The organism is Staphylococcus petrasii (assembly GCF_002902565.1).
Taxonomy (GTDB): domain Bacteria; phylum Bacillota; class Bacilli; order Staphylococcales; family Staphylococcaceae; genus Staphylococcus; species Staphylococcus petrasii.
Genome location: NZ_PPRC01000025.1, coordinates 1 through 21,570 on the forward strand (window position 1 = coordinate 1; position 21,570 = coordinate 21,570).

A 21,570-nucleotide genomic window follows, 5' to 3' on the forward strand; every position below is an offset into this window, starting at 1 on the left:
AATATGGCGGTAAAGATCAATTTGAAAGTATGCTTAAACAACAAGGCATGACTTTAGATGATTATAAAGAACAGAAAAAACTAGCAGCTTATCAAAAACAATTATTAGCAGACAAAATTAAAGTCTCTGATAAAGAAATAAAAGATGATACTAAAAAAGCTTCACATATTTTAATTAAAGTTAAATCAAGTGACAGCGATAAAGAAGGCTTAAGCGATAAGAAAGCTAAAGCGAAAGCTGAAGAAATCCAAAAAGAAGTCGAAAAAGATCCAAGCAAATTTGGAGAAATCGCTAAAAAAGAATCAATGGATTCATCAAGTGCTAAAAAAGATGGTTCATTAGGTTATGTAGTTAAAGGCCAAATGGTAAGTAGCTTTGAAAAAGCGTTATTCAAACTTAAAGAAGGCCAAGTATCTGATGTTGTTAAAACAGATTATGGTTACCATATTATTAAAGCCGATAAAGAAGACGACTTTAATAAAGAAAAATCTAGCCTAAAAACTAAGATTATTGAACAAAAAGTTCAAAAAGATCCTAAATTATTAACTAATGCTTATAAAGACTTACTTAAAGAATACAAAGTTGACTACAAAGATAGAGATATTAAAAAAGCTGTAGAAAACACGATTTTAAATCCTGATAAATTAAAACAGCAACAAGCTCAACAAGAGAGCTCATCTGCTGGCCTATCTTCATAATTTTCAAAAGTTAAAAAGCTATTAAAAGGCGATAGTTGAAACTCAAATCAGTTTCAACTATCGCCTTTGTTATATCAAGATATTTTATTTTAATCTAATTTTTCTGGGTTGTAGAATTGACGATTTTCCATACCAAAGATACGTTCTGTAAATTGACCTTTTTCTGTTTTCTTGAAGGCTTTTTCAAACATATTCATTTTAGCATCAATATTATCGATGAAGAATAAAATTTCCGCTTCTTTTAAATGTGGTAATTTAGGAGAACCGAATTCCATTTTACCGTGGTGCGCTAAAATCATGTGACGTAATAACATCACTTCTTCACCTTCGATGCCAAGTTCTTTAGCCGCTTCGGCTACTTCATCACTTGCGATTGAAATGTGACCAAGTAAATTACCTTCGACTGTATAAGTTGTCGCTACAGGACCGCTTAATTCTCTCACTTTGCCTAAATCATGTAAGATAATAGAACTATAAAGCAAGCTACGGTTTAATAACGGATAAATATCACATAATGATTTTGCAATTCTTAACATTGTTAAAACATGATAACTTAAACCACTCGCAAAATTATGATGATGTGAACTTGCTGCAGGATACGTGAAAAATCTTTCTTGATATTTTTTTAATAAATGACGTGTTATACGTTGTAAATTCGCATTTTCAATATCTAAAATATAATGTGAAATTTCTTCTTGTAATTCAGCCGGTGTTAAAGGTGCACCATCAATAAAGTCTTGCGTTTTAAACCCTTCTTCAGGTTTAGCCAATCTAATTTGATTGATTTTCATTTGTTTGCGACCACGGTAATTAATAACATCACCTTTAACCCAAACTATTTCTTCCGGTTTCAAAATTTTCATTTCTTCTTTTGTAACCGTCCATAATTTTGATTCTATATCGCCACTTTTATCTTGGAGGAAAAGCGTCATGTAGTCTTTTCCTTGAGCAGTAACACCTTGTGTTGCTCTATGAATCATGAAGAAATTCTCAACAGAATCTCCTGGATTTAATTTCTCTACGTTTCTCATCGTTTACCGCCTTCCTCTATTTTATTTAATATCAGCATTTCTTTAGAAGGAATCGTAGTATCTTTAGTGCATGTAAAGTAAAGCACTTGATAATCATATGCTAACTCTCTTAAATAGTTTAACATCATTGATTTTCTTTGTTTATCAAAATGTACAAACGCATCATCAATTATGATTGGGAATGGATAATATGGATGTAATACTTTAATTAAACTAATTCTTAACGCTATATATAATAATTCTTTCGTTGATTGACTTAACTCTAATGGATGATACATTTGTCCATTATAATGTTTGACCATGATTGAGTCATTTTCATAAGTAATCAAATTATAATTATCATTTGTTAATGATTTAAAGATATTAATTGCTTCATTTATCACTTGTGGTAAGCGTTTATCTTTAATTTGCTTGATGTGTTCATTTACTAACGCTTCTAAATAGCTTAAACTAGCCCAATCTTTAGCAATATCATTCATTCTATTTTTTAAGCTATGGTAGTTATGGCGTAATTGCGATAATGTCTTATCTATTTCCATTTGATTAATTTGCGCAGTTAACTCGCTTACTTCCATTTGTTTCTCTAAGTACTGATCATTATAATCATCTACTTGTTGCGCTAACAATTGGTCTTCATCTTCCACTTGAACCGTTGTTTTACTGCTTAAATTAGAGCTATCTTCATAAGAGAAGTGATGATTTTCTAAATAAGTTGTTAAATCATTAAAGCGCGCTAAGTTTTGTTGATATTGTTGATATTGCTCATAATGTTGATAATAATCTGATTCATTGTTTACATTAATAAATTTAAACAGTGTTTGAATTGTTTCGTCATTCTCAGTTAATCTAAGCTTTAATTGTTTTATTTCATTGCCTAACAATTGAAGTTGATTTTGTAATTGATTTTTCTTTTCTTTATTTCCTTCATAAGTAGAGAGCCATTTTTTCATATCATTAAATAAAGAAACTTTATTGAAGTGACTTAATTCATGAGCAACTTGATTTTGTGCTTTTTCATAGAATGAAGTCAGCTTTTGATTTAGTGCATCTCGCTGTTGAATTAGATTTTTCAGATGAGTATCGTTTGTCTTTAATTGATTCATTGTAGTGAAACTACCTATCAATAACTCATCAGTCATTTTTTCAGGTAATTTAATATCTGACTTAACCTCTTGTAAATTGCTAGATATCTCATTCAATTCTTTGTTTGTATTGTCTAATAAATGTTGTTGATGCGTTGATTTATTAATTAAGACATTTTTACTTTTAGTAGCGTTATTCCAACGTTCTCGAAGATGATATTGTTGATCTAAATCAAAGTTTAAATCGTATTTTGCTTCTAATTCTTTGATTTGTTGTTCTAGGTTATTAATTTCATCGCTAAACGTTTCGCTATAGTCCACGTCTTTTGATTTTGTCATGAAAATGCCTACGACAAATAATATTGTAAGAATGGTAAATATTACTCCAAATACCATATTTGCTGTAGCAAATGAAAAGATTGTTAAACCTAAACCAACTAAACTTAAAATAATAAAGCTAACTCTTAACCACCAGTTACGTTTATTTTTTCTTTCTTTTTCATTTTCAAAGGTTTCTTTTAATTTGTTATATAAGCTTTCTTTTTCTTGAAGTTCTAATTTTTGTTGATTATATTCTTTTTTCTTTTCAAGCGACGTTTCAGAAACTAAATCTTTTTCAAGCGTTGTAATCTCTTTAGCAATCGCTTGTTGTTCGATTTTAATTTCATCAATGATTCTTTCGATTTGTTGTTTCTGACTTTCTTGTTCATTACGTTCTTTAATCTTTTGGCTCACATAGTTCTTCATTGCTTCAGACGTATCTGTTTCATGATGGACATCTTGCCAGCCTAAATTTGTTTTTAATGTTTGTTGTTCTCTTTGAGAGGCGTCAATTTCTTTATTAAGTGATGCTACCTCTAATTCAGTTTTTTGAATATCATTTTCTTCTTGAGATAAACGATAGAAATTCTGAACTGCTTCATCAGAAGGAAGTTCTATCTCATTAAAGTCTCTTTCAACTTTTTTTAATCTTTCTTCTTGTATACTGATATCTTTTTCTAAAGATTGCTTATAACGGGCAGCCGTTTCGTATCGTTCAATTCCCTTTTCTGGAAATTTAAGTGGCTCGATATTTAACTTTTGTTCTAAGCTTTTCCACTCTTGTGCTTGCGGATGAATAGCGAGCTCTTTTTGTTTACTTTCATGCATTTTAGATAGTTGAGTTAAATTATCTTTTAAGTGCTTTAAATGTCGTTGAGATTTATCTCTGTCGTCTATTAAGCGATGATATTCATCTAACTTCGCTTCTTCCGTTCTAATTTGCATTTCTAACTGTTTCAAATCCTCAATTTGTTGATTTAAAATTGGATTTTTTCCAGCTTTTTTATAAAGTGTCGCTTTCTTTTGCGCAATCATATTCCCCATTGAAGTAAATTCAGATGAGCCAAGTGCGCCTGCTTCTAATAGATAATTTTGTAATTGCTTTTCATCCATATTGCGATGAATATCTTGTAAGCCTAAAACATTAAAAGAAAATATGCCTTGATATGTCTTTTTAGAGATATAATTTAATTTCTTTTTCAACCATGCTTCATCACGGATAAGGCCATTTTCAAGATAAACTTTAACGTCCCCTTGCGCACTTCCTTTAATACGTTCGACGACAACTTCAGATTTATCATCAAAAATGAGTGTAAGTTTCCCACCATATTGATTTCCCATACGAGGTTCTAAACGTGGCTCTTTCTCTTTCTTCGTTGGAAATCCAAATAATATTGAATGGATAAATGCTTGAATAGTAGATTTACCTGCTTCATTCTCACCGTAAATTTCAGTAAATGCGTCGTTAAAGGTAATCTTTCGTTCTACGAATTTACCATACCCATATATCTCAAGTGATTTAATGATCATTGTTGTCACCTCGCATGTCTTCTTTCAATAATTTCTCAGCTCGATCAACCAACTCAACTTTATTGAACGTAGTATAATCATCTAAATATTTGGAAGCTCTTGTATTTAAATAGAGTTCAGTCATTGCTTCTTCAAACAATTTAGTATCATCAATTAAGTCTTTAGAGAATTCTCGCACAAGTGGCGTGTCCTCATTTTGAATGTAATTAAATATTAAATCTTCAATGACTACAAAGTGATTTTCATTTTCTTCATACTCATCAATCATTGCTTTGATTTGGCTAATATCTTGAGGTGATATCGCCTTTTCACTATCTATATTTAGAGTAAGTCTATAGAATGCTTTTCCTTGTGAACGCACGCTATCTTTAAATTGTTGTACTACTTCATAAATACCTTGTTTATTCTTTTTATCTGTGTCAATGGTAGCTGTATCGAAACGAATAGATTGTGTAGGGATAAATTTCGTATTCAGTTTTAGACTGTCCCCTTCAACAAGCAAACATCCTTTTTCTCCTTGCTCGCCAAAATGTCGACCTTGAATATTACCTGAATAATGAATTGGTGGCATATCACTTAATTCTTGTCGTTCATGGATATGGCCCAATGCCCAATAATGATAAAGTTTACTTTTTAAATCTTCTAATATAAATTCTGTGTAGCGATCTTTTGTACTTGATTTACTATATGTACCGTGAAGCATACCGATATGAATACCGTTAGCACCTTGGCTAGAAGGATATTCATCGATTTTATTTTCGTAACTTGCATTATTTTGATAACTAAAGCCATGAATATTAATTGTTTCGCCTTCTTTAGTTATCGCTTGATATGTTTCAACTCTATTTGAAAAGACCGATACATTGTCAGGCCAATCATCTGTAATTCTTTCAGTTAACGGATCATGATTACCGTGGACTATGTATACAAAGATTTGTTCTTTTTCTAAGCGTTTAAATTGTTCTTTTAAGAATACTTCAGCACGTAACGTGCGATTCTCATTATCGAATAAGTCCCCCACAATAAGTAGGAAATCTACTTCTTCTTTTAGAGCAATGTCTACGATTTTTTTAAAACTCTCATAAGCACTATTTTGCACATCTTCAAAAATCTTAGGCGCTAAATGGCTTTTTGATTTAAAAGGACTATCAAGGTGCAAATCCGCACAGTGAATAAATTTAATCATCAGTTTAGGCTCCTTAGTATTAGGATTAGATGTCTCTATTATGTATTTATATATTTTATCATATCTTATTTATTTGGGTCGATGAACATTAAACATTAAAAAAAGCTACAAGACTTTCTTCAATTAGAAAGCTTTGTAGCTTTAGACTGAAGATTACTCTATCAGCCTTTATATTAAAATTTCATTATCTAAAACCTAGACTATTATTAGTCAGCGTAGATTTCATCTAAAGGTTTAACAATAATTTGGTTGATTTCTTGGAATACTTGGCTCATTTTTTGCTCAGCTTGCATTAATTCAGAAATGTTTTCGTCTTTTTCAATTGCTTGAGCTTGTTCTTGAGCTTTAGCTAAATCTTCCTCAGGAATTTCTTCCCCTTGCATTTGTTTTTGTTGGAAGTTTAATTGAGTTTCGCGAAACTCATCGAATAATTTTTTAGATTCTTCATTGTTTTTAACTTTAGAGAAAGCATCTTTAATTGCTTTGTATTCATCACTATCTCTTAAAGCTTGTTCTAATTGATTTGCATAATCATATAAATTTACTGCCATTTCTATTGCACTCCTTCGTGTAATGATGTTTTGACAACTCTTTATTACCATAACATATTATGGTTCGTTAGACAAAGATTGCGACTAGTCCTTGGAAGAAACCAATAATTCCTCCTAAAATAAAGCCTAACGACATAATTAATTTAAGCTCTTTATTAGCGATCTCAATAATTAAACGTTCAATATAATCTAAATCGAATGTGTTAATTTGATCTTCTACTAATTTACGTAAATTAATTTTTTCCATAATTGTTGAAACATGTTTTGAAGCTTGTTCAACAATTAAATTTGTAATTTTATTAGCAACCTCTAATTCTAGATAATTAATAAATTGAGGTGCTAATTCGCTAAACGGTGTATTAACTTTGTCATTTAAATTTAAATAAGACGTTAGCCATTGTGTTGTAGACTCTGATATTTTTGAAAATTGCTCTTCTTTAACAACTTGTCCTAAAGATTGGTTCTTTAACGTTTCATATTCATTATGAATAACTTGGTCAATAATGCCCTTTGCCTTAGGATGACTTGTTAATCGTATTAATTCATGTTGAATTCTGTCGGCAATACTCTCTTTAGTCATAAACATTTGTAACAGACCAACAATTTTTCCCTTTTCAGCAAAAAATGTATCTAACATATCGTAAATATCGCGAGCGCCTTTATCCGAAGCTAAGTAGATACGTGCTCTTTCACATAATAAATCGCCGACGTTCTCCATCTTATCATCAATCATTGTAATGGCTTCTTGAGGTAAAATGTCTGCGATAGGTACATGACGATGCTCTTGATAATATTGATTCATTTTATTAGAAATTGTGGTATCTAATTTATCATTAATTAAATGATCGATATCAATATCAAAATTATGCGCAAAGTTTCGAACCGTGGCATCATCACGTCTAAGTTTAGATATTTGCTCGACCACAAACTCATTAATCGTTGCTCTTGTATTAGGTTCATTTAATTTATCATGAATAACGGATTCAGTAATGAGATGTTCTTCGATGACTTGCCCAATTTTACTCGCAATTTCATCTCTACGTTTAGGAATAAGCCCTGGCGTAAATGGAATACGCATTTTAAAAATATAGTAAGGCTTATAAGGATGAAATAGCATGCGAATTGCAATTACGTTGGTCACGCCACCAATCACTGCTCCCACTACTACCATGAAAAGTATTACTAAAAAAGCTTGCATTGGTTATTCTCCTTATTGTGTTATAGCATTAAGCAAATTATATCATGCACTGTTTAAAATCTCATGATTTAAATCGTTAAAGTAAGATAATTGATAATTGCTTATAAATATTTCCTCAATGTATTTAAAAAGACGAATTTATTGTTTATACACAACAAATCCGTCTCGCGAAATTTAAATTTATTATTAAAATAGTGATTAAATCATTAATAGATTCTTCTATCACTTTATTTAATCTCTTGTGTCTTACTAGACGTGCATTAATTCTTCTTTAGCATTTCTGTTAAAGTAAGTTTCAGCTTCTCTTAATTTCGCTGTACCAAAAATTGGTTGTTTCTCAGAGTTAAGTACTCTGTAGATATTGCTTACTTTATTGCTTTGTAAGATGAAACCATTACGTGTCTCGATTGTATTCCAATAAATATCACTTGTTGTAGAATGGTTAGGGTATGCACAGTGATTACGTGAGATTGTTTGTACAATTTCAAGTGGGTCGCAACCAAATGTATTGTTTAACACGTCAGAATCTCTGAATAAAGCACAAATTGATACGCAAGTAGTCCAGTTAGGTAATACACGTTCTTTTTCAATTTGAACTAATGTTTTCTTTGAAAGGCCAATTGTTTGAGCCATAATATCTTGCGTATAGCCCGCTTCAATTCTTACCATTTTAAATTTTGTTTGAATTAAATCTGTAAAACTCTGTCTATCCATATTTTATTCTCTACCTTTCTAATAGGGGTTATATTCTCCGGACGCAAGAAATTGCAATAATACACATTTCTTGAAACACAAATTACATCTTAATATATTTTCAATAAAATGAAAAGAGGAATTTTTGTTTTTACATACAATTTTATTAAAGGCAAAATTGTCAAAATAATTAAACAAGTTTAATAAGTCATTTATTTTTAAAATAAATTGTTTTGTAATACTAATTTTTAATACCATTAATAGCTTATTTTGAATAAAATTTTTATCGTTTTCTAGTTAAATTAATTTATTTTCAATAGCATAAATAGCTGCTTGCGTACGATCAGTTACCTCTAGTTTATTAAAAATATGGCTGACATGCGTTTTAATCGTTTTTTCAGAAACAAATAATGTGGATGCTATTTCTTTATTCGTTTTACCTTTAACCATTTCACGCAATACTTCAATTTCTCTCTTAGATAATTTGTTATTAAAATGTGGTTTTTGAGACATAGAAGCCATAACATTTTTGGCTTCAGGATGAATAACCTTTTCATCATTCAATACTTGTAAAATAGTATTAATTAATTTCTGTGGTTCCACGTCTTTCATTTCATAACCATCTGCACCCTTATTAAGCGCTGAAATGACATGCTCATCATCTACATAGCTTGTTAATACGAGCACTTTAATTTCTGGATAATGTTTTTTAACGAACTCTGTCACTTCAATGCCATTCATTCCAGGCATCACTAAATCTAATAAAATGATATCTGGTGAAGCATTCTCTTTTAAATAATCTATGAAAGTTTGACCATCCGCAAAACTCGCTTGGACCTCTAAATCCTCTACTGTAGACAATAAAAATTCTAAACCTTGTCTTACAATATGATGATCATCGATTAAAATTACCTTTGCCAAATGTTAAGCCCCTTTCCTTATTTCGCTAATGGAATATTAAATTTTATATTAGTACCTTCATTCATTTCTGACTGAATATGTAATTGCCCTTTTAACATATGAATTCTTTGATTTAAATTTTTCATCCCTTGTGATTGATAACTACTTTGTGCTTTAGTATCAAAGCCAATGCCTTTGTCTTCAATTTCCACATATAACGTGTCGTGTTGTTGTTTTATAGTTACATAGATAGTATCTGTATGTGCATGTTTTTTCGTATTATTCATTGCTTCTTGTATCATTCTATAAACATGCTCTTCTATTGTATTAGACAAATCAATTAATCCGTCAATTTCAATAACCAAATTTAATCCTAATACTTGGGCATAATTTCTTAGGGCATGCACTAAACCATATTCGAGTCCTACTGGTTTCAATTGCCATATTAATGAGCGCATTTCATTCACGGCATTTTGACTCGTTTCTTCAATTGTCTTAAACGCCCGCTTTGCTATATCATCTGACGTAATATCGTGCGCGGCATGGGCAGTTAATTTTAATGAAAAGAGCATTTGATTCACAGAATCGTGTAAATCTCTTGCTAAGCGATTGCGTTCATTGATTCGAGCCGCTTCTTTCTCTTGATCAGTAAGATAAATACGTTTAATCGCTGAACCTATTTGAAATGCGACTGATTCAAGCAATTCTAAATCTTCCTCACTATATTCAGAAGTATGAGGTGTCGCCACATTTAATAAGCCATACTGTTCATCACCTGAACGTAGTGGCACCGTTGCGTGATGCGTAATATCGTCTGTTGCTTCTCGATATGCTTGAGCAGCTTTATTAATTCTTGAGCAGTTTATAATATTGGATGCTTTCGTCAATCTTTGGTTATGGTATGCTTTGACACACCAACATGAGCCTTCCCTCATATATTGACAATTATTAGCTTGTAAAGCACCTGGAAGATAAACATCTGCCACTAACTCATGTTCTCCTTCATCATTGATAAAGAAGATCCATCCTGTAGTGAAATTACTGCCTTGTATCAAATATTTTAACGCACCATTCATCATACTATAGAGCTCTGTTTCTTCATTAAGATATTCCGCTATTTCTTTTAATAACGCTAAACGAGTTGGCTTTTCCATCTTATTCGCTCCAATTAAATTCATATTAGCATTATATCATTATACAGTTTGTTTTTATTTTTTAAAATTATTAAAATAAACGTTGCGTGTTGGGGAAGCATTTTCAAAAAATAAATAATTAGCAAGAATTTCAAAAAGAGAGCTATCATTCAAAACGCTCAATGCAACGAAGATATGATATGATAAATGCGTACTTAATAGGAGGATTCTATGAAATTTAAAATACCTGAAACTTATAACGATTTCACTTTAAGAGAAATCTTTCAAACGTTGAAATTACCAAAAAAAGACTTACATCAACTTAATATGTCTAAAGATATTACGATTAATGACGAGCCCGCTAAATTAATGTCTAAAGTCTCTACTGGAGATAGTGTTTACATCCCTACGCCTGAAGAGAAAAGTAATTACGTACCAAGTTATCGATATGCGCAAATTAGTTATGAGGATGATGATTTAGCGATTGTAATGAAGCCTAAAGGTGTCAAAACGCATCCAAATGATTTAAAAGAGAGCAATACGTTGATGAATCACGTGATTTACACAATTGATAGTGACTACGTTGAGCCAATTCATCGATTAGACCAAGAAACAGTTGGTTTACTGATTGTGGCTAAAAATCCATTAATGAAGAAGATTCTTGACCGTATGTTGGAAGATAATGAAATTACACGTATCTATAAAGCGAATGTAAAAGCGTTACTACCGCTTAAGCCTCAAACGATTGATATGCCGATTGGTAAAGATAAATTCCATCCGAATAAGCGTCGTATTTCAAATACTGGCCAACGCGCTATTACGCATATCCTATCTTCTGAAATGATTAAAGAAGGCGTGTGTCAATTAGATATTAAACTTGATACTGGACGTACACACCAAATTCGTGTGCATCTTGCTGAGATTGGCCACCCTGTTATTGGGGATCCACTTTATGGAGATTCAACATTAAGACAGTTGGAACTTAACAGTTATCAAATAGAGTTTAAACACCCACTCACTCAAGAACTCATTTCTGTAAATTTAGACGATAAATAGAAAATGCAAAAAAGGAGTACCGTTAAGAATAACGGCACTCCTTAATTTGTGTTGAATTAATATGGAATTAGTGTGGATCTACCATATCCTCAGGTTTAATCCATTCTTCAAATTGTTCTTCAGTAACATATCCAGAATCAATTGCTGATTCTTTTAATGTTAAGCCTTCTTTATGTGCTTTTTTAGCAATTTGAGCTGCTTTTTCATAACCGATGTGTGGGTTTAAAGCAGTAACAAGCATTAATGATTGATTTAAGTAATTATCAATATTTTCTTCAATTGGTTCAATACCTACTGCACAATTATCATTAAATGTTTGCATACCGTCAGCTAATAAGTAAATAGATTGTAATGTATTATGCAGAATAACTGGTTTAAATACATTTAATTCAAAGTTACCTTGTGAGCTAGCAAAGCCAACTACACTATCGTTACCCATTACTTGTACGGCAACCATTGTTAACATTTCACATTGTGTTGGGTTTACTTTACCAGGCATGATTGATGAACCTGGTTCATTTTCAGGGATAGAGATTTCAGCAAGTCCTGCTCTAGGTCCTGAAGCTAACCATCTTACATCGTTAGCAATCTTCATTAAGTCAGCCGCTAAAGCTTTTAATGTACCATGTAATTGCACCACTTCATCATGAGATGTTAAAGCGTGGAATTTATTCTCAGATGATACAAAGTCATAACCAGTATTCTCAGAGATAAATTTCGCTACTTTATCGCCAAATTCAGGATGCGCGTTAATTCCTGTACCTACCGCTGTACCACCGATTGCTAAGCTTAGAATATGTTTTTTAGATTCTGATAATAATTCCTCACATTTATCTAACATATAGCGCCAACCACTGATTTCTTGGCCTAATCTAATTGGTGTCGCATCTTGTAAATGTGTACGTCCAATTTTAATAATAGATTGGAATTTGTCTTCTTTTTCTTTAAAAGTATCGCGTAAATGTTTTAAAGCAGGTTCTAATTTAGTTTCTACTTCATGATATAACGCAACGTGCATTGCTGTTGGGAATGTATCATTAGAACTTTGTGACTTATTAACATCATCATTTGGATGAATTGATTCATCACTACCATGTTCTTTTAAATATTCATTAGCCACATAACTTACTACTTCGTTTACATTCATGTTACTTTGTGTACCGCTTCCTGTTTGCCATACTACTAATGGGAAATGCTCATCTAATTCACCTTTTAAGATTAAATCACATGCGTGAACGATTGCATCTTTTTTGATGTCGCTTAATTTACCTAGCTCATGGTTAGCTAGCGCTGCGCCCCTTTTCAATTGAGCAAAACCATATACCACTTCAATTGGCATACGCTCTTTACCTACTGGGAAATTACGTTTACTTCTTTCAGTTTGAGCGCCCCAATATTTATCTGCTGGTACTTCAATTTCTCCAAAAGTATCATGTTCAATTCTTACTGACATTTGATGATCTCCCCTTATATGCTTATTTGACTTAAGTATAGCATTAAATAAATTCAATGAGCAATGAACAACTAAAACGGTTTCATAATGAAAAAAGAGCGCGACAGAAATTAAATTAATTTCGTTGTCCCGCTCCCATGAACTTTATTAAATTATTCAAATTTAATCTTTACAGCTTGTACTACTGCTATAGCGCTTAAAATATAAAATATAACGCTTAATACTAATGTAACCGGGCTTAACGTAATTAATACTCCTAAAAAGCCTGTTAAGCTTTGATAAAAATCATTTAATGTATACATTAGAATTGCAGTGACAAGTATACAACATATTACACTTATGATTACGCCTGTCTGATTACTTTTAATAAAAGGTTTTGCAGTTACATCATCAACTAATCCTTCAGATAAATTTAATTGTAATTGCACAATTTTAAATAAAATAGGCATATATAATGCTCCTAAAGCAATTGGAAATCCTTTTATGGATAATAGACTCACGATAATCGTTGCAATCGTTATGTGTAGCCAATATTTATGCAACATCGATATTGCTCCTAATCTTTTTATTAATTTATATTTTATCATAGATAATATGTTGCTTCTGTGCAAATTAAAAAAGCGAGTCAGAAATCACTTTTAATTAAAATGACTTCATTGACCCGCTTCAACTTACTTTACTTTATTTATAATGTACTTTTAGAGAGATGCTTGTTTATAACTTAAGCTTAATCTAAATCAGAGCGAACATCTGAATCATGAGATTGACTAAGTTTCTCTTCATCATTTTTCTCAGAAATTTGCTCCATTTCTTTACCAAGTTCTTTTAAATCATCTAAATCTTGAACCATTGCATTCTCTTCTTCATGATAATTTAATTCTGTTTCTTTTTTATCAGACATCATTTAAACCTCACTTATAGATTTATGCAAAATGAGCAGTAAAGTATTCTTTAACGTCTTCAGGTAAACCTTCTGCAGCAGCTCTATCTAATACTACTGTTACCATACGGTGTACTTTCAAGTCTGCTGGTTCGAAGCTTGATTTACCATTTTCTTCATATAATTTTTTAACAAACTCGCGTTTATGTCCGCCAGTGATAACTAATACTACTTCACGTGCTTTCATTAAGCCTTGTCTTACATTTACATTTAAGCTACCTTTTTCATCAATAGAAGTAACTTGTAAAATAAGTTTGCCTTTGTTTTCTTTAGTTTTAATTTTGTCGTCGATAAGAGATGTTGCATCATCATCTAAATTAATAGGATAAATTTGACTAGATGGAACACCTAAAGCTTCGTAATAAGAACGGTTTTCATCATAATCTAAAATGTTGATTTGACTAAAATCTACTGGATTACGATCTACATCTTTTTTTAATTCATCTAATACTGGTGCAGTTTCTCTATCTAAATGTAGCCCTGCAATAGTTGTAGGATTGTTGTTAAATTGCTTTCTAATGATGTCCGCTGTGAATTGTGCTACTTGGTCAACATCATTAAATACTTTAAAGTTCATTGCCATTGTTATTACACTCCTCTTGAATCTCATTTGTCTTAAAATAACGGTATTATATAATGAAATACCCTTATGACAAGTGAATCAAACTAATTTAAAATGTTATAATAATTCACTAATAAATATAACATTTTTTATTGTATAAATGCATTTAAATATGAATGGGTTTATCGTTTTAATTTTTAATTATGATAAGCCTGGGAAGTTCTGTTGGCGTAGCGCTTCATAAATTAATAAAGCTGCAGTATTAGACAAGTTTAATGAACGAATATTTTCACTCATTGGAATTCTTAACGCTGTATCTGCATATTTTTCTTTAACCCAGTCAGGTAAGCCTGTTGTTTCTCTTCCGAAAATAAAGAATAAATCAGTATCAGGTTTATTAAAATTAAAATTGCTATAGGTTTGTTTACCAAATTTTGTTAAAAGGTAGTATTCACCTTCAGTCGCTTCAAAGAAGTCTTCGATACTTTCATGATACGTGATATTTACATGTTCCCAATAATCTAATCCAGCACGTTTTAACATTTTATCATCTGTACTAAAGCCTAAAGGTTTAATTAAATGTAGATTTGTATTTGTACCCGCACAAGTACGTGCTATATTTCCTGTATTTGCAGGTATTTCAGGTTGAAATAATACGATATGATTTGTCATTTATTGTTTCCTCATTTCTAGTCCTTTTAACATTTCAACTTGAACCTCTTCTAGTTCATCATCGTAATGTTCTTGTATAAATTCACGAGCCGCTTCACCAAGAATTTGTCCAATTGCCCAATAAGCGGTTCCTCTAATCATAGGTCTTGGATCGTTCATAGCAACTTCTTTTAATTCTGGTATAGCAGTTTCTTCACCAAAGTGAGCCAAAGCTATTATAGCATTTCTTTGGATAGGTTTTTTTCCTCTCCAAGCGCCTGCTAGATGGCCATAAGTATTTTTAAATTCTTTATTACTCATTTGTAATAAAGGTACTAAACGCGGTTTTAATATTTCTGGTTCTAAAACGATATCGTCATGCGTAGTATTAATACCTCTATTTTTCGGACAAACTTGTTGGCACGTATCACAGCCATATAAACGGTTACCAATTTTATAGCGATACTCGTCTTGTAAATAACCTTTAGTTTGTGTAAGAAAGCTAATACATTTTTGCGCATTTAATTGGCCATTACCTACTAATGCACCAGTCGGACAACGGTCAACACAAATCGTGCAATCACCACAACTATCTAATATAGGATCATCAGGTTCAAATGGAATACTGACTAACATTTCTCCTAAATAGGTCCATGTACCTAAATCCGGATTGATAATAAATCCATTACGTCCAGCAAAGCCTAATCCAGCACGTTCCGCTACAGCTCTATCAGAAAGTACGCCCGTATCCACCATGCTTTTAATTTCTACATCCGGTACTTTAGATGTTATAAATTCGGCTAATTTATCTAATCGTTTCCTCATAATTGTATGATAATCTTGGCCCCATGAAGCACGCGCAAACATTCCTCTTCTGTCCCCTCTTACGCTTTTAGGAGCACCTTTTAATTTATTAGGGTAACCGACCGCAATAGCAATAATTGAACGCGCAGTTGGTAAACTTAATTTAGGTTCCGTTCGTAAAGCAATATCAGATTCTTCAAAGCCAGAAGCATAGCCTTTTGAATGATAATCCTCTAATTTTTGTTTTAGTTCATCAAATGGATCTGCAGTTGTAAAACCGATGCTATCAATTCCAATAGTATAAGCATAGTCAATAATTTCTTTTTTTAGCTGCTTATAATCCACTAAATCTTCCTCCTATAAAAAATATCCATAGGACATTGTAACACAAAGGGATATTTAAAGACGCAAGATTTATCTCATTAAAAAAGAGCCGAACAGAAATCATTAAGATTTCACTGTTCCGACTCAAATTTTTTGAATTATTTTTTAAAAGTACTGCCAATTTATAACACTCTAGCAAGAAAGTTTTGCGTTCTTTCATGTTTAGGGTTATTAAAGATTTGTTGAGGTGTGTCGCTTTCTACAACATAGCCATCTGCCATAAATATCACTTTATCACTTACGTCTTTAGCGAAGCCCATCTCATGCGTTACAACTACCATCGTCATACCTTCTTTAGCAAGTTCTTTCATTACCTTAAGAACTTCATAAACAACTTCTGGATCAAGCGCTGAGGTTGGTTCATCAAATAGTATTACGTCTGGGTGCATCGCTAATGCTCTTGCTATTGCTACCCTTTGTTTTTGTCCTCCAGATAATTGAGCAGGATAGACATCCGCTTTTTCTTCCAAACCGACTTTTTTAAGTAACGCTTTCCCTTCTTTTTTCAGATTTTCCAACTCATTCTTTTTAAGTAACTTAGGCGCAAGTATCACATTCTCTAATACGGTTTTATGAGGAAATAAATTGAAATTTTGAAAAACCATGCCCATTTTCTGACGTAACGTATCCAATTTTGTACTTTTTTGCGTCAATTCATTTCCTTCAAAAATCACTTTCCCATTAGATGGTGTTTCCAGTAAATTCATACATCTTAATAACGTACTTTTACCGCTTCCTGAAGGGCCTATAATGGCTACAACTTCACCTTTATTTATTTCTAAATTAATGTCTTTTAATACTTCATTTTTTCCAAAAGATTTATTTAAATTTTGAACTTTAATCACTGGCTTTCATTCTCCCTTCAATTAAACTCATTATTCTTGATAAAGAGAAAGTTAATACAAAATACATGACTGCTGCGATAATTAACGGTGTAAATGGATCGAATGAAATACCTTGAACAACTTGAGCGTTAAACATAATTTCACTTACACCAATAGTTGAAACAATTGAAGATTCCTTAATTAACGTTACAAACTCATTACCTAGCGCAGGTAAAACATTTTTCACCGCTTGTGGTAAAACAATATGGAACATCGTTTTAGAATAATTCAATCCTAAACATTGGGCTGCTTCAGTTTGCCCTTTATCTACAGCATTAATACCAGCTCTGAAAATTTCAGCAATATAGGCTGACGAATTAATAACTAACGCGATTGTCCCACAAATTAACGCTGAAACATCTAACCCTAATACAGCTGTAGTTCCAAAGAAGACTAAGAATACTTGAACAAGCATTGGTGTACCTCTAAGGAATTCAATATATATAGACGCTATCCATGACAATAATTTAAATTTACTTAATTTAGCTAAAGCTATTAGAGCGCCAATAATTGCCCCAAAGATAACCCCAATAAATGAAATTAAAATTGTATTTTTTAATCCTTTAATAAAGAAAGCACCATATTTACTAAAGAAATTACCATCATCTTGCATCTCTTTTGCTGCTTTATCCATATACTGATCAATCAACTTTTTATCTTTAACTTCTTTAATTGTCTTATTGATATGTTCTAATAAAAGCGGTGAATTTTTAGGAACTGCAATCACTGTTTCCTTTTTAGCTTCATTAAAATCAGCATTATCAATTATTAAATCCTTATTTTGTTTTGCATAAGCTTCAGCTACTGGTTTTTCAATAACTAAACCTTCCACCTTTTTACTTTTCAAAGCTAAAATAGCATCTGGTAAACGATTTAATGAACTTAAATCAACATTGGCGATTTCTTGTTGTGCTATCTTTTCTTGTTCCGTACCTTTTTGCGCTGCCACCTTTTTATTAGAAAAATCTTTTAACGAATGGTATGTATCTTTTTCACTTTTTCTAATTAATACAACATTACTTGATTCCATATAAGAATCAGAGAAGTCTACTTCTTTTTTTCTTTCAGGCGTTGATGTCATACCAGAAATAATAATGTCTATTTTTCCAGTTTTTAAAGCACCTAATAAACTGTCAAATTGCATATTCACAATTTTTAATTTTAGATGATTATCGTCAGCTATTTTTTTAGCTAACTCAATATCAATACCTGCATAAACACTTTTTCCGTTGACTGTTTTTTCAAATTCTAGTGGTGCATAATCAGCTGATAAACCCACTTTCAATTCTCCACTTTGCTTAATTTTTTCCCACTTCGCATCTTCATTAGCGTGAGCCATTGGTTCTATGTATATAAAGGTCATACTAATTAAGATTGCTATGATCATTAACTTTGATAGATATTTCATAGGCAACCTCCTTTTTGATGTAAATTATTATACATATTAATGTATTATTATGCAATAACTTTTTTCAAAAAAAATAAAGCACTTATCTCTTTAAACTGAGATAAGCGCTTTACTGATATAATTATTGTTTAGGAATTTCAAAACGATATATACTATCTGTATAAGATGGTATAAGTCTTTTGCATATTTCATGTATAATGAATGCACTTACAAAAGGAATAATGAGATATCCAAAGATTAATAGGATAATATTCATTGTAACGTTACCAGGCATACGGTTTAACGCATTTATTGGTCCCACTAGTCCAGTATAGCCAAATCCTGCTGATAATGGCGTACCTTTGATACCAATTACGTATGTAAGGATTCCCGCAATAATTCCATTTAAAGCTAGAGGAACAGCAATGATGAGATGTTTCAAGTAAACAGGAATCATCATTTTAGCAGCACCAATAAACAGTACAACATTTACCCCTAGTGAATTGACACGTAATGATCCAAAGAAGAATGTCACACAAGCTGCTACAATACCCATATTAGCTGCCCCACTGCCTAAACCTGAAAGTCCAATTGCAGTCGCGATAGCAACTAGAGATATTGGTGTAACCATTAATAATGAATACGTAACACTAATTAATATCGCCATTACCAATGGATTTAATTCAGTAAATGAATTAATCATATGACCAATTGCCTTAGTAATAGTTTGTACATAAGGTAATGTTAATAATCCTATTAAACCACTCACTACTGGAATTAATACAGGTAATATAATCATTTCTAATGAACCTAATTTACCTTGTAAAAGTAAATAAAATGCACATGCAATGATAACAACGATAATCGTATTAATAATATCGCCAATACCTTTTAACGCAATGCCATTCGCACTAAATTGTATTGCACCTGAACCTAACATCGCTGATACACCAACCATACTTGCGCCAGCCCCACTGAAACGAAATTGATGTGCAGCTAAAATACCAATAATAAATGCCATAAACGACTGAATCACAGTCACAATTTGAAATATCACTTCTAATGTAGGATGACCATCTTTAAAAAACTTTAAAAATTCCCCCAACAGAGCATTAGGTAATAATGCTATAACTACCCCTGCTCCAACCGCATTCAAAATATTGCTAAAAAAATATTTCATAGTCAAACGTTGTTTATTCATAGTAGCCTCCGTTTCCAAACATTAGCTTTATATTAGTACATTATTCGTCTATAAACAATATAAATTAAAGACTTTTAAATAAAATGAAATTATTTCTAAAAGATTAATGATATTTTATATGATTTTAAGATCTCTATGGATAGTCTCTAAAAGCATAAAAAAAGAGTGAAAACGCTGATTTAACAACATTTGCACTCTATAATTACATACCGGCGGTCGGGGTCGAACCGACACTCCAATGAAGGAACGGGATTTTGAGTCCCGCGCGTCTGCCAATTCCGCCACGCCGGCACAATTTAGATAAATAAAAAACTTCCATTTGGAAGCAATATATGGAGCGGAAGATAGGATTTGCACCTATATCTCGTTCCGGGAAGGAACGTATTCTGAAAGTTGAAATACTCCCGCGCTATATTAAATTATGGAGCGGAAGATAGGACTTGCACCTATATCTCATTCCGGGAAGGAATGTATTCTAAGAGTTGAAATACTCCCGCAGTATATTAAATGGAGCGGAAGATAGGACTTGCACCTATATCTCGTTCCGGGAAGGAACGTATTCTAAGAGTTGAAATACTCCCGCATTGTATTAAATGATGGAGCGGAAGATAGGACTTACACCTATACCTCATTCCGGGAAGGAATGTGTTCTAAAAGTTGAACTACTCCCGCATAGTAAGTTGGAGGCGGCAACCGGATTTGAACCGGTGATAAAGGTTTTGCAGACCTCTGCCTTACCACTTGGCTATGCCGCCAATAATAAACTGGGCTAGCTGGATTCGAACCAGCGCGTGACGGAGTCAAAGTCCGTTGCCTTACCGCTTGGCTATAGCCCATTAATATTATAAGGGCGGTTGAAGGGAATCGAACCCTCGAGTGTCGGAACCACAATCCGATGCGTTAACCACTTCGCCACAACCGCCATGGCAGGGACAGTAGGAATCGAACCCACATCAAAGGTTTTGGAGACCTCTATTCTACCGTTGAACTATGTCCCTATTAAATAAATAGATGGTGGAGGGGGGCAGATTCGAACTGCCGAACCCGAAGGAGCGGATTTACAGTCCGCCGCGTTTAGCCACTTCGCTACCCCTCCGTGAGATGGTGCCGGCCAGAGGACTTGAACCCCCAACCTACTGATTACAAGTCAGTTGCTCTACCAATTGAGCTAGACCGGCAATCTGAAATGGTTCAGGACAGAGTCGAACTGCCGACACATGGAGCTTCAATCCATTGCTCTACCAACTGAGCTACTGAACCATAATTAGTAATGGCGGTCTCGACGGGAATCGAACCCGCGATCTCCTGCGTGACAGGCAGGCGTGTTAACCGCTACACTACGAGACCAAACTTAATTGCGGGAGGCGGATTTGAACCACCGACCTTCGGGTTATGAGCCCGACGAGCTACCGAACTGCTCCATCCCGCGATAATGAAAAATAAATGGCGGAGGAAGAGGGATTCGAACCCCCGCGGCCCGTTAAGGCCCTGTCGGTTTTCAAGACCGATCCCTTCAGCCGGACTTGGGTATTCCTCCACATTTTATAGGTAATTTGCTATTAAATTATTAGATGGCGGTCTCGACGGGAATCGAACCCGCGATCTCCTGCGTGACAGGCAGGCGTGTTAACCGCTACACTACGAGACCAGAATACGGAGGAAGAGGGATTCGAACCCCCGCGAGCCGTTAAGCCCCTGTCGGTTTTCAAGACCGATCCCTTCAGCCGGACTTGGGTATTCCTCCAAAATTATATGGACCTTGCAGGACTCGAACCTGCGACCGAACGGTTATGAGCCGTTAGCTCTAACCAACTGAGCTAAAGGTCCAAATTATAATTCTACAACTATTAATTAGTGGCGGTGGAGGGGATCGAACCCCCGACCTCACGGGTATGAACCGTACGCTCTAGCCAGCTGAGCTACAC

19 protein-coding genes and 19 tRNA genes are annotated in these 21,570 nt (G+C 33.2%); 2 read left to right on the forward strand and 36 right to left on the reverse strand.

The window, feature by feature from the left end:
- A partial coding sequence (locus CD127_RS05065; protein WP_103365991.1) for a peptidylprolyl isomerase occupies nucleotides 1–698 on the forward strand: 698 nt, incomplete at its 5' end.
- Nucleotides 699–787: 89 nt separating this feature from the next.
- Here the strand turns inward: CD127_RS05065 and yhaM are convergent.
- The 8 genes from yhaM to CD127_RS05105 all read right to left on the reverse strand — a co-directional run bounded on the left by yhaM (nucleotide 788) and on the right by CD127_RS05105 (nucleotide 10,344).
- Nucleotides 788–1,729, reverse strand: a complete 942-nt coding sequence (yhaM, locus tag CD127_RS05070; protein ID WP_103298840.1) for a 3'-5' exoribonuclease YhaM — start codon at nucleotides 1,727–1,729, stop codon at nucleotides 788–790.
- Entirely contained in the window at nucleotides 1,726–4,662 is a 2,937-nt protein-coding gene (locus tag CD127_RS05075; RefSeq protein WP_103365992.1) for an ATP-binding protein, read from the reverse strand. The genes yhaM and CD127_RS05075 overlap by 4 nt, the downstream gene beginning before the upstream one ends.
- On the reverse strand, nucleotides 4,652–5,848 hold the full coding sequence (locus tag CD127_RS05080) for a metallophosphoesterase family protein (protein WP_103365993.1): 1,197 nt from the start codon (nucleotides 5,846–5,848) through the stop codon (nucleotides 4,652–4,654). The genes CD127_RS05075 and CD127_RS05080 overlap by 11 nt, the downstream gene beginning before the upstream one ends.
- 206 nt (nucleotides 5,849–6,054) lie before the next feature.
- Nucleotides 6,055–6,399: a YlbF/YmcA family competence regulator gene (locus tag CD127_RS05085; protein ID WP_103298843.1), complete on the reverse strand. Its 345-nt coding sequence runs from the start codon at nucleotides 6,397–6,399 to the stop codon at nucleotides 6,055–6,057.
- A gap of 67 nt (nucleotides 6,400–6,466) precedes the next feature.
- The gene (locus tag CD127_RS05090; RefSeq protein WP_103365994.1) at nucleotides 6,467–7,597 is read right to left on the reverse strand and encodes a DUF445 domain-containing protein; all 1,131 of its coding nucleotides are present in this window, start codon (nucleotides 7,595–7,597) and stop codon (nucleotides 6,467–6,469) included.
- Nucleotides 7,598–7,846: 249 nt separating this feature from the next.
- On the reverse strand, nucleotides 7,847–8,311 hold the full coding sequence (gene xdrA, locus CD127_RS05095) for an XRE family transcriptional regulator XdrA (protein ID WP_103365995.1): 465 nt from the start codon (nucleotides 8,309–8,311) through the stop codon (nucleotides 7,847–7,849).
- 276 nt (nucleotides 8,312–8,587) lie between these two features.
- Nucleotides 8,588–9,211: a response regulator gene (locus tag CD127_RS05100; RefSeq protein ID WP_103299002.1), complete on the reverse strand. Its 624-nt coding sequence runs from the start codon at nucleotides 9,209–9,211 to the stop codon at nucleotides 8,588–8,590.
- Between the two features lie 17 nt (nucleotides 9,212–9,228).
- Nucleotides 9,229–10,344 carry a GAF domain-containing sensor histidine kinase gene (locus tag CD127_RS05105; RefSeq protein WP_103365996.1) on the reverse strand — a complete coding sequence of 372 codons (1,116 nt, stop codon included), beginning with the start codon at nucleotides 10,342–10,344 and terminating at the stop codon, nucleotides 9,229–9,231.
- Between the two features lie 210 nt (nucleotides 10,345–10,554).
- Between CD127_RS05105 and CD127_RS05110 the strand changes: the two genes are divergently transcribed.
- Nucleotides 10,555–11,379 (forward strand): RluA family pseudouridine synthase, encoded by an 825-nt coding sequence (locus CD127_RS05110; protein WP_103365997.1) that lies wholly within the window; start codon nucleotides 10,555–10,557, stop codon nucleotides 11,377–11,379.
- A 67-nt stretch (nucleotides 11,380–11,446) separates the two neighbouring features.
- On the opposite strand, the gene fumC is transcribed toward CD127_RS05110, so the two are convergent.
- From fumC to CD127_RS05235, 28 genes are all read right to left on the reverse strand, one after another.
- Entirely contained in the window at nucleotides 11,447–12,832 is a 1,386-nt protein-coding gene (gene fumC / locus CD127_RS05115) for a class II fumarate hydratase (RefSeq protein WP_103299005.1), read from the reverse strand.
- A gap of 152 nt (nucleotides 12,833–12,984) precedes the next feature.
- Entirely contained in the window at nucleotides 12,985–13,377 is a 393-nt protein-coding gene (locus tag CD127_RS05120; protein WP_103365998.1) for a hypothetical protein, read from the reverse strand.
- Between the two features lie 182 nt (nucleotides 13,378–13,559).
- A complete protein-coding gene (locus tag CD127_RS05125) occupies nucleotides 13,560–13,736 on the reverse strand; it encodes an SAS053 family DNA gyrase inhibitor (protein WP_380493163.1) in 177 nt (58 codons plus the stop codon).
- A 19-nt stretch (nucleotides 13,737–13,755) separates the two neighbouring features.
- Nucleotides 13,756–14,355, reverse strand: coding sequence for a 6-phosphogluconolactonase (locus CD127_RS12640; RefSeq protein WP_103299008.1), 600 nt, complete (start codon nucleotides 14,353–14,355; stop codon nucleotides 13,756–13,758).
- Nucleotides 14,356–14,535: 180 nt separating this feature from the next.
- Nucleotides 14,536–15,006: a tRNA (uridine(34)/cytosine(34)/5-carboxymethylaminomethyluridine(34)-2'-O)-methyltransferase TrmL gene (gene trmL / locus CD127_RS05135; protein ID WP_103366000.1), complete on the reverse strand. Its 471-nt coding sequence runs from the start codon at nucleotides 15,004–15,006 to the stop codon at nucleotides 14,536–14,538.
- Nucleotides 15,007–16,134 carry a tRNA epoxyqueuosine(34) reductase QueG gene (gene queG, locus CD127_RS05140; protein WP_103299010.1) on the reverse strand — a complete coding sequence of 376 codons (1,128 nt, stop codon included), beginning with the start codon at nucleotides 16,132–16,134 and terminating at the stop codon, nucleotides 15,007–15,009.
- Nucleotides 16,135–16,295: 161 nt separating this feature from the next.
- The gene (locus CD127_RS05145; RefSeq protein ID WP_103366001.1) at nucleotides 16,296–17,018 is read right to left on the reverse strand and encodes an amino acid ABC transporter ATP-binding protein; all 723 of its coding nucleotides are present in this window, start codon (nucleotides 17,016–17,018) and stop codon (nucleotides 16,296–16,298) included.
- Complete coding sequence (locus CD127_RS05150; protein ID WP_103366002.1) at nucleotides 17,011–18,465, reverse strand: ABC transporter substrate-binding protein/permease; 1,455 nt, start codon at nucleotides 18,463–18,465, stop codon at nucleotides 17,011–17,013. The genes CD127_RS05145 and CD127_RS05150 overlap by 8 nt, the downstream gene beginning before the upstream one ends.
- Before the next feature lie 121 nt (nucleotides 18,466–18,586).
- Nucleotides 18,587–19,645 carry a PTS sugar transporter subunit IIC gene (locus CD127_RS05155; RefSeq protein WP_103366003.1) on the reverse strand — a complete coding sequence of 353 codons (1,059 nt, stop codon included), beginning with the start codon at nucleotides 19,643–19,645 and terminating at the stop codon, nucleotides 18,587–18,589.
- Between the two features lie 207 nt (nucleotides 19,646–19,852).
- A tRNA-Leu gene (locus CD127_RS05160) sits at nucleotides 19,853–19,936 on the reverse strand.
- 42 nt (nucleotides 19,937–19,978) lie between these two features.
- A tRNA-Gly gene (locus CD127_RS12645) sits at nucleotides 19,979–20,053 on the reverse strand.
- 14 nt (nucleotides 20,054–20,067) lie between these two features.
- Nucleotides 20,068–20,142 (reverse strand) — tRNA-Gly (locus CD127_RS12650).
- An 11-nt stretch (nucleotides 20,143–20,153) separates the two neighbouring features.
- Nucleotides 20,154–20,228, reverse strand: a tRNA-Gly gene (locus CD127_RS12655).
- A gap of 14 nt (nucleotides 20,229–20,242) precedes the next feature.
- Nucleotides 20,243–20,317 (reverse strand) — tRNA-Gly (locus CD127_RS05165).
- Between the two features lie 9 nt (nucleotides 20,318–20,326).
- A tRNA-Cys gene (locus CD127_RS05170) sits at nucleotides 20,327–20,400 on the reverse strand.
- A gap of 9 nt (nucleotides 20,401–20,409) precedes the next feature.
- Nucleotides 20,410–20,481 (reverse strand) — tRNA-Gln (locus CD127_RS05175).
- 13 nt (nucleotides 20,482–20,494) lie between these two features.
- Nucleotides 20,495–20,567: transfer RNA gene (locus CD127_RS05180), tRNA-His, on the reverse strand.
- 2 nt (nucleotides 20,568–20,569) lie between these two features.
- Nucleotides 20,570–20,643: transfer RNA gene (locus CD127_RS05185), tRNA-Trp, on the reverse strand.
- A gap of 14 nt (nucleotides 20,644–20,657) precedes the next feature.
- Nucleotides 20,658–20,741 (reverse strand) — tRNA-Tyr (locus tag CD127_RS05190).
- A gap of 6 nt (nucleotides 20,742–20,747) precedes the next feature.
- Nucleotides 20,748–20,823 (reverse strand) — tRNA-Thr (locus tag CD127_RS05195).
- 9 nt (nucleotides 20,824–20,832) lie between these two features.
- A tRNA-Phe gene (locus CD127_RS05200) sits at nucleotides 20,833–20,905 on the reverse strand.
- A gap of 11 nt (nucleotides 20,906–20,916) precedes the next feature.
- Nucleotides 20,917–20,992 (reverse strand) — tRNA-Asp (locus CD127_RS05205).
- An 8-nt stretch (nucleotides 20,993–21,000) separates the two neighbouring features.
- Nucleotides 21,001–21,074 (reverse strand) — tRNA-Met (locus tag CD127_RS05210).
- Nucleotides 21,075–21,089: 15 nt separating this feature from the next.
- A tRNA-Ser gene (locus CD127_RS05215) sits at nucleotides 21,090–21,182 on the reverse strand.
- Nucleotides 21,183–21,217: 35 nt separating this feature from the next.
- Nucleotides 21,218–21,293, reverse strand: a tRNA-Asp gene (locus tag CD127_RS05220).
- Between the two features lie 6 nt (nucleotides 21,294–21,299).
- Nucleotides 21,300–21,389, reverse strand: a tRNA-Ser gene (locus CD127_RS05225).
- A gap of 9 nt (nucleotides 21,390–21,398) precedes the next feature.
- Nucleotides 21,399–21,472, reverse strand: a tRNA-Ile gene (locus tag CD127_RS05230).
- 28 nt (nucleotides 21,473–21,500) lie between these two features.
- Nucleotides 21,501–21,570, reverse strand: a tRNA-Met gene (locus tag CD127_RS05235).

Bases quoted from the DNA above. Each gene is read 5' to 3' on its own strand.
- yhaM (WP_103298840.1), bottom strand. From the start codon at position 1,729: ATGAGAAACGTAGAGAAATTAAATCCAGGAGATTCTGTTGAGAATTTC.
- CD127_RS05075 (WP_103365992.1), bottom strand. From the start codon at position 4,662: ATGATCATTAAATCACTTGAGATATATGGGTATGGTAAATTCGTAGAA.
- CD127_RS05080 (WP_103365993.1), bottom strand. From the start codon at position 5,848: ATGATTAAATTTATTCACTGTGCGGATTTGCACCTTGATAGTCCTTTT.
- CD127_RS05085 (WP_103298843.1), bottom strand. From the start codon at position 6,399: ATGGCAGTAAATTTATATGATTATGCAAATCAATTAGAACAAGCTTTA.
- CD127_RS05090 (WP_103365994.1), bottom strand. From the start codon at position 7,597: ATGCAAGCTTTTTTAGTAATACTTTTCATGGTAGTAGTGGGAGCAGTG.
- xdrA (WP_103365995.1), bottom strand. From the start codon at position 8,311: ATGGATAGACAGAGTTTTACAGATTTAATTCAAACAAAATTTAAAATG.
- CD127_RS05105 (WP_103365996.1), bottom strand. From the start codon at position 10,344: ATGGAAAAGCCAACTCGTTTAGCGTTATTAAAAGAAATAGCGGAATAT.
- CD127_RS05110 (WP_103365997.1), top strand. From the start codon at position 10,555: ATGAAATTTAAAATACCTGAAACTTATAACGATTTCACTTTAAGAGAA.
- fumC (WP_103299005.1), bottom strand. From the start codon at position 12,832: ATGTCAGTAAGAATTGAACATGATACTTTTGGAGAAATTGAAGTACCA.
- CD127_RS05120 (WP_103365998.1), bottom strand. From the start codon at position 13,377: ATGTTGCATAAATATTGGCTACACATAACGATTGCAACGATTATCGTG.
- CD127_RS05125 (WP_380493163.1), bottom strand. From the start codon at position 13,736: ATGATGTCTGATAAAAAAGAAACAGAATTAAATTATCATGAAGAAGAG.
- CD127_RS12640 (WP_103299008.1), bottom strand. From the start codon at position 14,355: ATGGCAATGAACTTTAAAGTATTTAATGATGTTGACCAAGTAGCACAA.
- trmL (WP_103366000.1), bottom strand. From the start codon at position 15,006: ATGACAAATCATATCGTATTATTTCAACCTGAAATACCTGCAAATACA.
- CD127_RS05150 (WP_103366002.1), bottom strand. From the start codon at position 18,465: ATGAAATATCTATCAAAGTTAATGATCATAGCAATCTTAATTAGTATG.
- CD127_RS05155 (WP_103366003.1), bottom strand. From the start codon at position 19,645: ATGAATAAACAACGTTTGACTATGAAATATTTTTTTAGCAATATTTTG.